The organism is Thioclava indica (assembly GCF_000714545.1).
In the GTDB taxonomy this organism is placed as follows: Bacteria; Pseudomonadota; Alphaproteobacteria; order Rhodobacterales; family Rhodobacteraceae; genus Thioclava; species Thioclava indica.
Map to the genome: position 1 here is coordinate 24,374 of NZ_AUNB01000013.1, position 13,480 is coordinate 37,853.

15 protein-coding genes and 1 tRNA gene are annotated in these 13,480 nt (G+C 60.6%); 7 read left to right on the plus strand and 9 right to left on the minus strand.

Annotated features, from left to right (window positions below):
• Positions 1-123: 123 nt before the first annotated feature.
• Positions 124-441 (minus strand): hypothetical protein, encoded by a 318-nt coding sequence (locus DT23_RS04655; protein WP_038128785.1) that lies wholly within the window; start codon positions 439-441, stop codon positions 124-126.
• An 11-nt stretch (positions 442-452) separates the two neighbouring features.
• Positions 453-1,013: an OmpA family protein gene (locus DT23_RS04660; protein WP_038128787.1), complete on the minus strand. Its 561-nt coding sequence runs from the start codon at positions 1,011-1,013 to the stop codon at positions 453-455.
• Positions 1,014-1,504: 491 nt separating this feature from the next.
• Here DT23_RS04660 and DT23_RS04665 point away from each other — a divergent pair, with 491 nt between their 5' ends.
• Positions 1,505-1,867, plus strand: coding sequence for a hypothetical protein (locus DT23_RS04665; protein WP_038128789.1), 363 nt, complete (start codon positions 1,505-1,507; stop codon positions 1,865-1,867).
• A gap of 24 nt (positions 1,868-1,891) precedes the next feature.
• Here the strand turns inward: DT23_RS04665 and miaB are convergent, their stop codons facing one another.
• Positions 1,892-3,214: a tRNA (N6-isopentenyl adenosine(37)-C2)-methylthiotransferase MiaB gene (gene miaB / locus DT23_RS04670; protein WP_038128791.1), complete on the minus strand. Its 1,323-nt coding sequence runs from the start codon at positions 3,212-3,214 to the stop codon at positions 1,892-1,894.
• Positions 3,215-3,351: 137 nt separating this feature from the next.
• Here miaB and DT23_RS04675 point away from each other — a divergent pair, with 137 nt between their 5' ends.
• The 3 genes from DT23_RS04675 (at position 3,352) to hemP (ending at position 4,680) form a co-directional block, all read left to right on the plus strand.
• Positions 3,352-4,236 carry a hypothetical protein gene (locus DT23_RS04675; RefSeq protein ID WP_038128793.1) on the plus strand — a complete coding sequence of 295 codons (885 nt, stop codon included), beginning with the start codon at positions 3,352-3,354 and terminating at the stop codon, positions 4,234-4,236.
• 136 nt (positions 4,237-4,372) lie between these two features.
• Entirely contained in the window at positions 4,373-4,534 is a 162-nt protein-coding gene (locus DT23_RS19355) for a hypothetical protein (protein WP_156023856.1), read from the plus strand.
• The gene (gene hemP, locus DT23_RS18875; RefSeq protein ID WP_081846920.1) at positions 4,531-4,680 is read left to right on the plus strand and encodes a hemin uptake protein HemP; all 150 of its coding nucleotides are present in this window, start codon (positions 4,531-4,533) and stop codon (positions 4,678-4,680) included. The genes DT23_RS19355 and hemP overlap by 4 nt, the downstream gene beginning before the upstream one ends.
• Positions 4,681-4,749: 69 nt before the next feature.
• Here the strand turns inward: hemP and DT23_RS04680 are convergent.
• Positions 4,750-4,823, minus strand: a tRNA-Gly gene (locus tag DT23_RS04680).
• 110 nt (positions 4,824-4,933) lie between these two features.
• Here DT23_RS04680 and DT23_RS04685 point away from each other — a divergent pair.
• Genes DT23_RS04685 through arsC form a run of 3 tightly spaced genes read left to right on the plus strand, consistent with a single transcriptional unit; the run spans position 4,934 to position 6,650 of the window.
• Complete coding sequence (locus DT23_RS04685) at positions 4,934-5,272, plus strand: DUF952 domain-containing protein (protein ID WP_038128794.1); 339 nt, start codon at positions 4,934-4,936, stop codon at positions 5,270-5,272.
• Positions 5,269-6,330 carry a quinone-dependent dihydroorotate dehydrogenase gene (locus DT23_RS04690; RefSeq protein ID WP_038128796.1) on the plus strand — a complete coding sequence of 354 codons (1,062 nt, stop codon included), beginning with the start codon at positions 5,269-5,271 and terminating at the stop codon, positions 6,328-6,330. The genes DT23_RS04685 and DT23_RS04690 overlap by 4 nt, the downstream gene beginning before the upstream one ends.
• On the plus strand, positions 6,321-6,650 hold the full coding sequence (arsC, locus tag DT23_RS04695; RefSeq protein WP_038128797.1) for an arsenate reductase (glutaredoxin): 330 nt from the start codon (positions 6,321-6,323) through the stop codon (positions 6,648-6,650). The genes DT23_RS04690 and arsC overlap by 10 nt, the downstream gene beginning before the upstream one ends.
• Positions 6,651-6,771: 121 nt before the next feature.
• Here the strand turns inward: arsC and DT23_RS04700 are convergent, their stop codons facing one another.
• The 5 genes from DT23_RS04700 to DT23_RS04720 form a co-directional block, all read right to left on the minus strand.
• The gene (locus DT23_RS04700; protein WP_038128799.1) at positions 6,772-8,865 is read right to left on the minus strand and encodes a 3'-5' exonuclease; all 2,094 of its coding nucleotides are present in this window, start codon (positions 8,863-8,865) and stop codon (positions 6,772-6,774) included.
• The gene (locus tag DT23_RS04705) at positions 8,865-9,257 is read right to left on the minus strand and encodes a response regulator transcription factor (RefSeq protein WP_038128800.1); all 393 of its coding nucleotides are present in this window, start codon (positions 9,255-9,257) and stop codon (positions 8,865-8,867) included. The genes DT23_RS04700 and DT23_RS04705 overlap by 1 nt, the downstream gene beginning before the upstream one ends.
• Positions 9,258-9,261: 4 nt before the next feature.
• Complete coding sequence (locus DT23_RS18410) at positions 9,262-9,798, minus strand: hypothetical protein (protein ID WP_051697043.1); 537 nt, start codon at positions 9,796-9,798, stop codon at positions 9,262-9,264.
• 9 nt (positions 9,799-9,807) lie between these two features.
• A complete protein-coding gene (locus tag DT23_RS04715) occupies positions 9,808-11,637 on the minus strand; it encodes a DUF294 nucleotidyltransferase-like domain-containing protein (RefSeq protein ID WP_038128802.1) in 1,830 nt (609 codons plus the stop codon).
• A gap of 99 nt (positions 11,638-11,736) precedes the next feature.
• Positions 11,737-13,479 carry a sodium:solute symporter family protein gene (locus tag DT23_RS04720; protein ID WP_038128804.1) on the minus strand — a complete coding sequence of 581 codons (1,743 nt, stop codon included), beginning with the start codon at positions 13,477-13,479 and terminating at the stop codon, positions 11,737-11,739.
• Position 13,480 lies beyond the last annotated feature (1 nt).

The following is a 13,480-nucleotide window of genomic DNA, read 5'->3' on the forward strand; positions in this document are numbered from 1 at the left end:
ACGCAAGCACTGGTTTTGCGAAGCGCCCTGCGGTCGGCGAGATTTCATCAAACGGTAACGAAAAAACCCGCGCGGGGTTCCGCGCGGGTCGTTTGCCTAAATTTTAGGCAAAATCTATCTCGATTAGAGAGAGTCGCCAATCGGTGAGCCCGATTTGAACGGGCCAACCGCGGTATTGCGCGGACCAGCCCCCGAACAAATCGGCTTGCCGTAATCGTCCACCCGCGCGGTCAGATAGCCCTCGACGCCATCGTCGATGATCCAGTGATCGCAGCCTTCCGGGTCGATCCAGACACCCGCCTTGAGTTGGCTCAGATGCTTGGCGTCGATGCCACCATCAATGGATTTGTCGGGGCCGATCTGGCGAAACCCTTCGCCGCCCTCACATGCTGCCAACGACACAGCGGCCGCACCGATCAAAAGAAATCTCGTCACACCCATGTCCCTGCCCCTCACTTCACGCAGATGATTTCGACGCGACGGTTTTCCGCCATGCCCGCTGCTGTTTTGTTGGTCGCACGCGGCATGCGCTCGCCATACCAGTTGACTGCCAGCACCGGCGCGCCAACCGATTGCGCGACTTTCGCCACGGCTTGGGCGCGACGCTTGGACAGGCGCATGTTGTATTCATCCGAGGCGCGGCTATCGGTGTGCCCGGTGATGATGAACTTGCGCGCCTTCGCGGTGCGGAAGAAGTTTTGCAGATATTGGCGACCCGAAGTCGTGATCTGCGACCGGTCGGTCGAGAAAAGCTGATCGGTGGGCACGATGCCACAGACATTGCGGTGACAGACCGGACGCCCGTCGCGGGTTTTGCGCGCGTCCATGTAGCCCTCGGCGCCATCATCCATGACCCAATGCTCGCAGCCATCGGGATCGATCCAGATCGTGGGGATGTAGGGCTCGGCTGTCGTGGTGGATTGCGCCATCACCGGAGTGGGTGCCGTCGCTATCGCAATCAATGCAGCTGCCAGCATACTGGCGGCAGGTTTGAATATTGAGGTGAGGGTCATATCCACCAGCTTCCTTCCCGTCTGAGGCAGGCTGCGCACCGCAACCTGCTAACAATCAATTTCGTTTTTTGCACTGTAGCGGAAAATTGATTTGAGGAAACGGAAATATGGGTATCAGCCCCCGATTCACGCTACATATTGTGGCCAAATCGACAACAAAAGCCCTCACGCAGCATCAAGTCGCTTAAGATAAAAACGCCACCGTCAAACTTTCACCGCAATTTGACGGCAAGTTGACACGGCAAGCAAAGCCCCGTTCTGGGCCAGCGCGCTGGAATATCAGTCCGGATCGCGCGTTTATCGCTGGAATTGTCGATGGCAGGGAAACCAAGCCGCCGATTCCTTATGATTGTTCGCGATTCCCCTTTAAACATAGAGAATCCTTCTCGAATTTCACGAATCAGGCGTATAGATCTTGCTTATGTCATGGCGGCTTTCTGCTCATTGCCCCGGACAAAGCCTTTTGCTGCCGATCAGGAGACGAAAATCTGATGAAACCCATTGCTATCGCTATCATTCTTGCAGGCACCCTTGGTGCAGGGGCCGCCTCTGCGGGTTCGGCCTGCTATACCGGGCCGAGCGGGCGCATCCATACCGCTCACAAGACCGGCTGCGGACCCGTGATCAAGCAGAAGATCCATATCGACTGCTATCGTGGCCCTTGGCGCGAAACGATCTGGGATCACCCGCAGGGCAGCTTTATCGATGACCTTGTGAAATACGGCTATGACTACGGCGATGCCAACGGGCTAGCGACCGAGATCTGCAAAAAAGAAGATCTCGTGGGCGATCCCGCCGGCCTGCGCGCCGAGTTGCTGCGCGCAATCGCTGCCGATCCGCCCGGCCCGAACTAAGACAATACCCTTGGCGGGGCGGGCTTAGATCAGTTCGCCCCCCAGCGAATTCGGCGCGGCCTCGGTGATACGCACGCGCGCCAGAACGCCAGGCGCCAGACCCTCGCCGCGCACATGGACGGCTTGCAGATAGTCGGATTTGCCGACCCACTGGCCCTCCATCCGGCCCTTTTTCTCAAATAGCACGCTCACTTCGCGCCCGATCATCGAGCGCTGACAGGCCCGTTGCTGATCGCCCAGCAGCGCCTGCAATTCCTGCAACCGCGCATTGGCGACATCTTCGGGGATCGCGCCATCACGGCCCATCGCGGGGGTGCCGGGACGGGGCGAATATTTGAACGAATAGGCCATGCCGTAATTGACCTCACGGATCAGCGCCATCGTGGCCTCGAAATCCTGATCGGTTTCGCCGGGGAAACCGACAATGAAATCGCCCGACAGCACCAAATCGGGGCGCGCGGCGCGGATGCGTTCGATCAGACGGATATACTGTTCCGCCGTGTGTTTGCGGTTCATCGCCTTGAGGATACGATCGCTGCCCGATTGCACGGGAAGATGCAGATAGGGCATCAGCTTGGGCTCATCGCCATGGGCTGCGATCAGGTCGTCTTCCATGTCGTTGGGATGCGAGGTGGTGTAGCGGATGCGCTCTAGCCCGTCGATTTTCGCCAAGGCACGCGCCAGCCGCGCCAGCCCCCAATCGCCGCCCGCGCCTTGGCCGTGATAGGCGTTGACGTTCTGCCCCAGCAGGGTGATTTCCTTGACGCCTTTTTCGACCAGATCGCGCGCTTCGCTCAGGATCTTTTCGGCGGGACGCGAGACCTCAGCCCCGCGTGTATAGGGCACAACGCAAAAGGCGCAGAACTTGTCGCAACCCTCTTGCACCGTCAGGAATGCGGTGGGGCGGGCTTGGCGCGGGCGCGTGGGCAGATGGTCGAACTTGTCCTCAAGGGGGAACTCGGTCTCAACCGGACGTGCGCCGTTATCGGTGCGCGCCACCAGTTCGGGCAGCTTGTGATAGCTTTGGCTGCCCACGACCAGATTGACCAGATCAGAGCGGCGCAAGATCTCGTTGCCCTCGGCCTGCGCGACACAGCCCGCAACGCCGATTTTCAGATCGGGCTTGGCCTCTTTATAGGAACGCAAGCGGCCAAGATCGGAATACATCTTATCGGCGGCTTTTTCACGGATGTGGCAGGTGTTGAGCAGCACCATATCGGCTGCCCCGACATCATCGGTCAGCTCATAGCCCTGCGCGGCCATCGACTCGGCCATGCGCTCGCTGTCATAGACATTCATCTGACAGCCATAGGTCTTGATATGCAGCTTCTTGGTCGTGTCGGCCATGACATCCTCGCGCGCGGTATTAAGCGGCGCTGATAACGCGAAGCACCCCTTTGGCGCAAGGGCTGCGCGACACTTGCAATCGCATCGCTCTTGGCCGATCTTGGGTGCGAACCGCCCGCAGATGGCATGGGACAGGCATGAAACACACTTCTCTGGCGGGTTTTCTGAACACCCAGCGCGCGGCTTTAGCCAAAGGGCCGGTCGGCATCATTCTGGCCGAGGATGGCGTCGAACTGGAAGGCACGGTGCGCCACCATATCGGCTTGGGCTTTCCGGTGCTGCTGGTGCTGGGGGCGGCGGCGCTGGAGCTGCCCGATGATCTGGCGGGCGAGACGAAGGTCCAAATCCACCGGATCGGCTTTGATCTGCATCGCCCCGACGCGATGATCCATGCGCTCAACCCGATCATTGAGGCGATGGCGAGCGGCGTTTGGGGCTATTACTGCTTTAACGCGGAATACCTGTTTTATCCGTTCTGCGAGACCCGCTCGATTGGCGAGTTGCTGGTGTTTCATGGCGAGGAACGCCGCTCGGCGATGCTAAGCTATGTGATCGACCTTTACGCCGAAGATCTGCACAGCCATCGCAACGGCGTGGATGCCGAGGGCGCGCTGTTTGATCGCTCGGGCTATTACGCCCTGGCGCGCCTTGACCCGGACAATCACAACCACCCCAAAGAGCGCCAGTTGGATTTCTTCGGCGGGTTACGTTGGCGGTTTGAGGAACATATCCCGAAAGCGCGCCGCCGGATCGATCGCATCGCAATTTTTCGCGCCAAGCCGGGGCTGAAACTGCGCGCCAATCACACGTTCAACGACGAGGAATACAACACCTATTCCTGCCCGTGGCACCACAATCTGACCTGCGCGATCGCGTCTTTCCGCGTTGCGAAAGCGCTGAAATTCAACCCCGGCTCGACCTATGACATTGAGCGTTTCGCGTGGTCGAACTCGGCGCGGTTTGACTGGTCGAGCCAGCAGTTGATGGATTTGGGGCTGATGGAACCCGGCCAGTGGTTCTAAGTGTCGCATTGCGGACTGAGCGACCCTTAATACCCGACTGAAAGAATCACCTTTACAATTCCGACTCTTTTGATCAACTTAAGCGCACCAGCTCGTCGATCCCCGACTAGCCCGCCAGCACCAAGGAGACCGGAAGATGAAACGCCCATCCTTCCCCGGCCCCCGTTTTCGGGCCGATACCCCCAATGATCCCCCGCTCAGCCTGCGTGATATCGCGGACGCGCTATGTGCAGGGGCCTTGCCCAGCAGCGCGTCGCTTGAGATGGCGCTTGATCGAATCGAAGGGGCAAAACGATGAATATGGCCACGAAATTTCCGCCGGTCCTTCCGGCGCATGACGCACGAAAACTGACCGATCAAGGCAATCTGGCACAGATCGTTCACAACGGGCAGGTTTACACGCTGCGGATCACCAAAGCCGATAAACTCATCCTGACCAAGTAAGCTATGCCAAAATTTGACAAACCCATCGGGGCCACGCGCGCCGGTGGGTTTTGCTATTCTAAGGGAGAGTGGAGCGGGCGGCGGGAATCGAACCCGCGTCTCTAGCTTGGAAGGCTAGGGTCTTACCATTACACAACGCCCGCGCTGAGGCCCTTTTAGCGCCCCCTGCGCGGGTCTTCAAGCCAGATTGCAAAGAAGGCGCAAACTCAACGCCTGCTTGACCGGAGCGCCCCTTTGGGCCAAGAGATTGGCCATGTTGATCTACAAGATTTTTCGTCGCCCCGAATGGGATGCGTTTGCCGAGGCGGGCCACAGTTTGGGCGCGCCAATTGATCTGGCCGATGGCTATATCCATTTCTCGACCGCCGCGCAGGTGGTTGAAACGGCGGCCAAACATTTCGCTGACGTGTCTGATCTGGTGATCGTGGCGTTTGACCCCGATGCGATGGGCCCTGAACTGAAATGGGAGCCCTCGCGCGGGGATCAACTTTTCCCCCATCTCTATCGCCCGCTGCAACTGAGCGAAGTGATCTGGGACCACGCGCTGCCCTTGGGCGCGACCGGGCATATTTTCCCCGAAGGATTGGTATGAGTGGAGTGATCGAACGCGCGGGTCTGGCGGTGCTGCATCGCCTTGACCCCGAAACGGCGCATGATCTGTCGCTCAAGGCGCTGCGTGCAGGGTTGCTACCCCTGCCCGGCCCGGTGACATCGGCGCGGCTGAAAACGGATCTGGCGGGTGTTTCCCTGCTCAATCCGGTGGGGCTTGCGGCTGGCTTTGACAAGAATGCGCAGGCGGTTTCGCCGCTGATGCGGGCGGGCTTTGGCTTTCTCGAAGTGGGCGCGGCCACCCCGCGCGCGCAAGAGGGCAACCCGCGCCCGCGCCTGTGGCGGCTGAGTGCGGATCGCGCCGCGATCAATCGCTTTGGCTTTAACAATCAGGGGATGGAGGCGATCACCGCGCGCCTCGCCAAGCGCCCCGAGGGCATTCCCGTCGGGCTGAACCTTGGCGCGAATAAAGACGCCTCTGATCGCGCGGCGGATTTTGCGACCGTGCTGTCGCATGCCGGGCCGCATATTGATTTCGCAACCGTTAACGTGTCTTCGCCCAATACCGAGCGTCTGCGCGATTTGCAGGGCAAGGCGGCGCTGTCGGGGCTGCTTGCCGGAGTGATCGAGACGCGCGACGGGTTGGCACGACGGATTCCGGTGTTCCTGAAAATCGCGCCCGATCTGAACGAAGACGAGCTGGCAGAAATTGCCGAAGTGGCGCTGGACTCGGGCATTGACGGGGTGATCGCGACCAATACCACGCTTGCGCGTTATGGCCTGCAGGATCCCACGGCACCTGCGCAAGGCGGGCTGTCGGGCGCGCCTTTGTTTGAACGCTCGACGCGTATTCTGGCGCAGATGTCGAAACTGACCGAGGGGCGTTTGCCGCTGATCGGCGTGGGCGGGATCAGCTCGGCGCAGGATGCTTATGACAAGATCTGCGCCGGGGCGAGTGCGGTGCAGTTTTACACCGCGATGGTGTTTTCCGGCCTCTCGTTGGCGGCAGATATTGCGCGCGGGCTTGATGAGCTGCTGGAGCGTGATGGTTTCGCCAATGTGGCGGATGCCGTGGGCAGCGGGCGTGACACATGGCTGTGACGCTGTGGCATAATCCGCGCTGCTCGAAATCGCGTCAGACGTTAGCGCTGTTGCAGGATCGCGGGATCGCCGTCACGGTGCGCGATTATCAAAAGCAGCCCCCAAGCATGATCGAATTGCAAGACGTGCTGCGTAAACTGGGTCAGCCTGCCTCGACGCTGCTGCGCTGGAAGGACAGCGATCTGCCCAAAAATGCGAGCGAGAACGACATTCTTGCCGCGCTTGCCGCAAATCCCAAACTGATTGAGCGCCCGGCGGTCATCACGGACACAGCCGCGCGGATTGGCCGTCCGCCCGAGGCTGTGCTGGAGATCGTGTAAGGGGCGCTGCCCCCCCGTCGCCGGAGGGCGACAATTAACAGTCAAAGAGGGGGCTCTGCCCCTCTGGCCTGCGGCCATTCACCCCGGGATATTTAGCCAAGAGCGAAGGGGCGAATTTTGCCTATGCGTTGAGATCCTTGAGCAATCGCCCATGTTTGCGCAACTCTTCAACGACCTCGCCAAAGGTAATCAATCCGCGCCCCTGCAAGGCGGGTAGCAGTTTCAGGAACGCATCGGCCGTCGCGACCGTATCGCCAATCGCGGTGTGGCGGGCCTCTTCGGGGATGGTGATGCCAAGGCGGTGGGTCAGCGCATCCAGCGTGTGGGTCTCGGACTGGCCAAACACCACCGCCGAGAGCAGCACGGTATCGAGCACCGGATTGTCGAAACGCGCGCCGATCACGCCCTCTTTGCGGTGCAGGAATTCCATATCGAAGGGCGCGTTATGGGCGACCAGAACCGCGCCTTCGACGAATTTGTGAAACCGCTTGCCAACCTCGGCGATATCGGGCGCGCCTTGCACCATTGCGTTGGAAATCCCGTGCACCGAGGTCGACGAGGCCGGAATCGAGCGCCCCGGATCGACCAGCGTGTCGAAAATCTCGGTTTCCACGCGGCGACCGTTGACGATGCGCACCGCGGCGATCTGCACGATTTCATCGCCTTCGCTGGGCAAAAGCCCCGTCGTTTCGGTGTCAAACACGACATAAGTCAGATCGAGCAACGGAGTGTCGGCGATCTCGGCCACGCGTTCACGTTCAAGCAGGGCGAAATCATAGACCACCGCGCGCGGCACCGGTCTGGGACGCTGTGTGACATGGCGGGCCTCGCGCAGCGGCAGACATAGCCGACCGCGCCCGTCGGGTAGCGTTTCGGGCCATAGCTCGGCGGCATGGATCGCCAGAACCCGCCGGCCCGTCACGTCATCGATGCCAATATCCAGCGGCGTCTCAAGCCAGCCCTCAAGATCGGTGACAGAGACCGGCTCGCCCACCCATTCCAGTGCAATCAGCGCGCCCGTCCCCTCTTGCGTGATCTCAAGGCGCAGATCGTGGCGTGGCGGCAGTTTGCGCACCAGCATGGCGAGCAGCGCCACCATCTCAAAGCCCTCGCAGCGCAGCATCAGCGCCGAGGTGACAGGCAGAATTGTCCCGCCATCGGCCTTAACCCGCGCAGCAACCGCCTGCCCCAGATCAGAGGCGCGGATCATCGCGAGCGGCCACCAATCGGCGCGGTTGGCCTCGTGACGCTTAAAGAATTCATGGATCGTCCCCGACAGTTGCACCGCCTCGGTTTCCGCAGCAGAGCGCACCGGATCGCGGGCCGCGCCGGTCGGGCCATCATCGGCAGTGAGCACCCCGATCAGAGATTGCAACGCCGCAGCGGGGCGACGGATGCGGTCAAACAGCTCGTCCATCAGCTGCTCGCGCGCGGCGTGGCTGGCCATATCGCCCGACACATCGCGCAGCGTCAGAACATAGCCGGGGCGCTTGGTGATATGATGGTCCTCGCCCTCGGCAAACAACCGCATCCGCGCAGCCAGCACCTTACCACCATCCACCGTGGCACACAGCAGATCCGAGGCCGCATCGGGATCTTGCGTCGCGATCAGGCGTTCATAGGCATGCGAAATCGGGGCGGCGTGGAGATATTCGAACACCCGGCGATCCAGCCCCGGCGCATGGGCCGAGCCAAGCAGATCAACCGCTTGCCCGTTGTAAAACACCAGTTGATGATCGGAGGTGCACAGCAACACGCCGACAGGCACATCTGACAGCAACGCCTCAAGACGTTCCTTTTCGCTTGCAAGGCGGGTGGTTTCGCGCTGCACGGCCTCACTCAGGGCGTTGCGCGTTTGTGCGAGATGCTGCGTCACGGATGCCGCAGCCGGGGCAAGATCGCCCAGATAGCGCGCGATCTTATCATCGAAATCAAGCGTGACATCGGCAGAGCTGCGCGCGCGCAACAGGCCGGAAAGCCGCTCGATCGGCTTGGCGACGTTTTCGTCAAACAGGAACCAGATCCACGCGATCAGCCCGAGAATGACGAACCCAGCAACCGTCCCGCCAATCACCATCGCGTTCAAAAGTTGCGGATCGGCAATGCGAGTATAGCCAAACCAAAGCCCGGCAACCAGCGCCGCCAAATTGCCCAGCGCCAGCGCCGCGAAAAACAGGAAAACCCGTGTCCGAAGGCTGAGCCGGGTGAGGTCCATCAGGTTGTCTCCCCGTCCAGAATACGGCGCAACTCGGCGCGCAACTCGCCAAGTTCGAACGGTTTGGCGATGAACCCGTCCGCCCCAAGTGCCAATCCCTTGCGCCGCTCCATCGCAGAGCCGCGCGCGGTCATCATCAGGATGCGCACATCGGACAAGTCTTTGTCGGCGCGTATCTCTTGGCAAATCTCATAGCCAGAGACTTCGGGCAGCATCACATCGAGCAGCACCAGATCAGGGCGCGTGTCGCGGATCAGGTCCAGCGCGCCCTGCCCGGTTGCGATACGCTCATGCGCATAGCCTTCGCGACTCATGAGATAGTCGAGCGCGATGGCGATATTGTCCTCATCCTCCACGATCAGGACACGGTATTGTCTCCCCCCATCGGCCATTTTCTCATCCTTTTGAACAGACCGCCTTAAGCCCCGGATCTTGCTCCGGAAGTTTCATCCATTGTGCGCCTGACAATGTGCCATCAGGCGAGAGTGTCGCGCCGCCAATCAGATCGGCGCGGCTGCCGGTTTTGCAATCATAGACCGTCGGAACCGTCTGCACCGCCCGCCAGCGCCCGATCAGAAGCAAATCGGTTTCCGCCAGTTGCGGCGCGCTGGCGACCGGATGCGTGACCTTGTCGCCATCCACCGCCATAAAGCGTACGACCATCGGCATCAGATAGCTCCAGGGTCGCCACGGCACGCTTTCATCCACGGCTTGCAAGACCACCACCGATTTCGGCATCTCGGCGCGCATATGGGGATACCACCTGTATTCGATCCAAACCGAATAAAGGATAATCGTCGCCCCCGCCGCCGCAGGCATCATCCATTTCGGCAATCCCACGCCGCGGTATTTCTTGCTTATATGGCTAAGCAGAAACACGATCAGCCCGACAAACAGCGCCGCCGCAATGGTTGATATGAAATCGTTGAGCATAGATCCTCCCTAGCTGACCGCGCCTTTTCCATGCCCGACAGCCGATTGCATTGTGCGCACCACGACAAACGCGTCGCGCAGATGCGAGCGTTCGAAATCCGACAGATCAGAGGGTGCGAGATAATTGTCAGGCTTGCGCCCGGCCCGTGCGAGATACGCCTGATTTTCCAGCCGCATCGAGGCGATCAGATCATAGGCTTCGATCAGGTCGCGCGCGCCGGAATGCGACAGCACGCCTGCGGCCTCGGCCTCGATCAGGCGGGTGCGGGTGTTCACAGCCGTCAGACGCGCCTGCAGCGCATAAACGCGCGCCAGATCGGTGACCGGCACCACGCCGTTATGTTTCATGTCGATATGGTTGCGATGCTCGCCCGAGCGGATCGTGGCAAAGCCGCGCAGCAGCCCCAAGGGCGGCGTGTGTTTCAGCGAATTGGCGATCATATGGGCCACAAAGATCGAGTTTTTCGACGCGCGCTCCAGCGTCTCGGCTTGCAGATCGGCGAACAGGCTTGCGCCATTGCCCCCGATCGCGCGCAGATCGAACATCACCGAGGCCAGCATCTGCGCCTCGGGGTTGGCCTTGGAAATCCAGCCGTCGAAATAGCTGCGCCAGACCCGCACCGGCTGGCACCAGCGCGGGTTCGTCGCCATCATGTCGCCGGGGCAATAAACATAGCCGCAGGCATCCAGCCCGTCCGAGACAATCTTGGCGAGGTTGTGGAAATAGGTCATGCCCTCTTCGGTGACGGCATCGTCGAGGATCAGGCAATTGTCCTGATCGCTTACACCGGTTTGATCTTGACGCCCCTGCGAGCCGCACGCCATCCACAGATAGGGCACGGGCGGCGCGCCCAGTTCCGCCTCGGCCATCGCCAGCAAGCGGCGCGTGACCGCATCGGCGATGTCGGTGATCAGCCGGGTCACCACCTCATGGGCGTGATGACCGCCCACCAGTTGCACCAGAAGCTGCGGGATTTGCGCGGTGACAGCGGCCATCTCGGCCACGGTGGTTGCCGCCGCCACATCTCGGATCAGAACCGCCGAAGACACCGCCTGAAACCGCGTCAGATCGGTTTGCGTGATCATCCCCACGAAGCGCCCGTGATCGGTGATCGGCAGATGGCCAACCTTACGTTCCAGCATGATGTGCAGCAGATCCGAGCCCAGCCCCTCGGGCGTCAGCGTCACCGGGTCTACCGTCATCACATCACTGACGGGACTGTCGGGCGCGCGTCCCTCGGCCAGCACCTTGTTGGATAGATCGCGCACCGTGAGGATGCCTTGCAGCGCGCCTTCAGGGCCGGTCACACCCAGCGAGGAAACATGCTGATCGCGCATCATCCGCGCGGCATCGGCCACGGTTGTTTCGGGCGGGCAGGATAGCGGCTTGCGCGCCAGCAGATCGGCAATCTTCATCGTCGCAATCGAATTGGTGCGGGTCTCGCCCCCACGCGTGCGATTGAAGAACCGCGCAAAGGGCGGGGCGTCTTGCGAAAGCCTGCGGAAATCTTCGACCGGCAACACCAGCAGCACGGTTTCCGCGCTCGTCTTGGCCGTGGTCGCGGCCAGCCCGTCTCGCATCAAGCCGCGCTCGCCAAAGCTGTTGCGCGGCCCCAGTATCGAGACCAGCGCCCCGTTTTGGTCGGTCACTTCAACAGTGCCGCGTTTGATCAGATACAGACCCTCAAGCGGATCGCCCTGAGCATAAATCACCGTGCCTTGCGCGATTTCCCTGCGGCGGAAAGAACTGGCGACACGCTCCAGCTCATTGCGCGGCAAGTTGTCGTAGGGGTGAACGCCTTCAAGAAATGCGAGGATGGTGGGCAGATCGGCGTTCATGATCTTGATCCTTGAGAGGGGATGAGCGCCCCGGTATCGGGGCGCCCTCCGGTTTTGCGTAGCGTGGGGCGCAGCCTAAACCGCGCCCCTGCCAGAGTTTTAGTGATCGGTTGCCGCACCGGACCCTTTCGGGATGCGGATCGATTCCACCAGTTCCTGAATGTCTTCCGGAGCTTCTTTGGTCATCCCGGTCACGACATATGCGGTGATGAAGTTCAGCAAGGCACCGACCGCACCGAACGAGGTCGATTTGATCGAAAGGAGCATCGGATCAGCATCCGAGAAGCTGGCCGTGCTGGCGATGAAGAACCAGCCTTTGTGCAGGAAGATATAGACCAGCGTGGTGACCAGACCCACCAGCATCCCTGACACAGCGCCCACGTTGTTGATCTTCTTCGAGAAGATCCCCATCATCAAGGCCGGGAAGATCGAGCTGGCTGCCAGACCAAAGGCCAAGGCCACGGTTTGCGCAGCAAAGCCGGGCGGGTTGAGACCCAGATAGGTCGCCACCGCAATCGCCACCGCCATCGAAATCCGGGCGGCCAGAAGCTCGCCTTTTTCCGAGATGCCAGGGTTGATCTGGGATTTGATCAGATCGTGGCTGACCGCCGAGGAGATTGCCATCAGCAAGCCCGCAGCCGTGGACAGAGCCGCCGCCAGACCACCTGCTGCCACCAGCGCGATCACCCAGCCCGGAAGGTTGGCGATCTCGGGGTTGGCGAGCGTGATGATGTCACGGTTCACGTTCAGTTCGTTGGTGTCATTGTTGGCGTTATACTCGATCCGGCCATCACCGTTCTTGTCGTCAAACGTCAACAGACCAGTTTTCTCCCAGTTGCGCACCCACAAGTTTTGTGGCGCGGTTTCGATCTGGCTCAACTCCACCGCAGGCTGCTCTACGCCATTGGGGTAGAAGGTGTTGATCAGGTTCAAACGTGCCATCGCACCCACAGCCGGAGCCGTCAGATACAGCAGCGAGATGAACACCAGCGCCCAGCCAGCCGAGCTACGTGCATCCGCAACGGTCGGAACCGTGAAGAAGCGCACGATGACGTGGGGCAGACCGGCGGTGCCGATCATCAGCGTCATGGTGAACAGGAACATGTTCAGCGTGCTGTCATGCTGCCCGGTATAGGATTTGAAGCCCAGCGCCTCGATCGTGTCATTCAGCGTTGCAAGGATCGGCGCGCCGGTATTCACATCATTCGAGAACAGGCCCAAGGCCGGGACCGGATTGCCCGTCAGTTGCAGCGAGATAAAGATCGCCGGGATCGTGTAAGCGATGATCAGCACGACATATTGCGCCACCTGCGTATAGGTGATGCCTTTCATGCCGCCCAGAACCGCATACATGAACACGATAGCTGCACCGATAAACAGACCGGTGGTGTTGTCCACTTCAAGGAAGCGCGAGAACGCCACACCCACACCCGTCATCTGACCGATAACATAGGTAATCGACGCAACGATGAGGCAGATAACGGCCACGTTGCGTGCCGCCTGGCTGTAGAAACGGTCACCGATGAATTCCGGCACGGTGAACTTGCCGAACTTGCGCAGGTAAGGCGCAACAAGCATCGCAAGCAGCACATAGCCGCCGGTCCAGCCCATCAGGTAGGTCGATGCGTCATAACCGCTGAACGCGATGATACCAGCCATCGAGATAAACGAAGCCGCCGACATCCAGTCCGCGCCCGTAGCCATGCCGTTCAGCACGGGGTGAACGCCGCGACCTGCTGCGTAAAATTCCGACGTCGAGCCCGCGCGGGCCCAAATTGCGATGCCGATGTAAAGCGCGAAGGTCGCACCAACTACCAGCAGGTTCAGAGTAAACTGATCCATG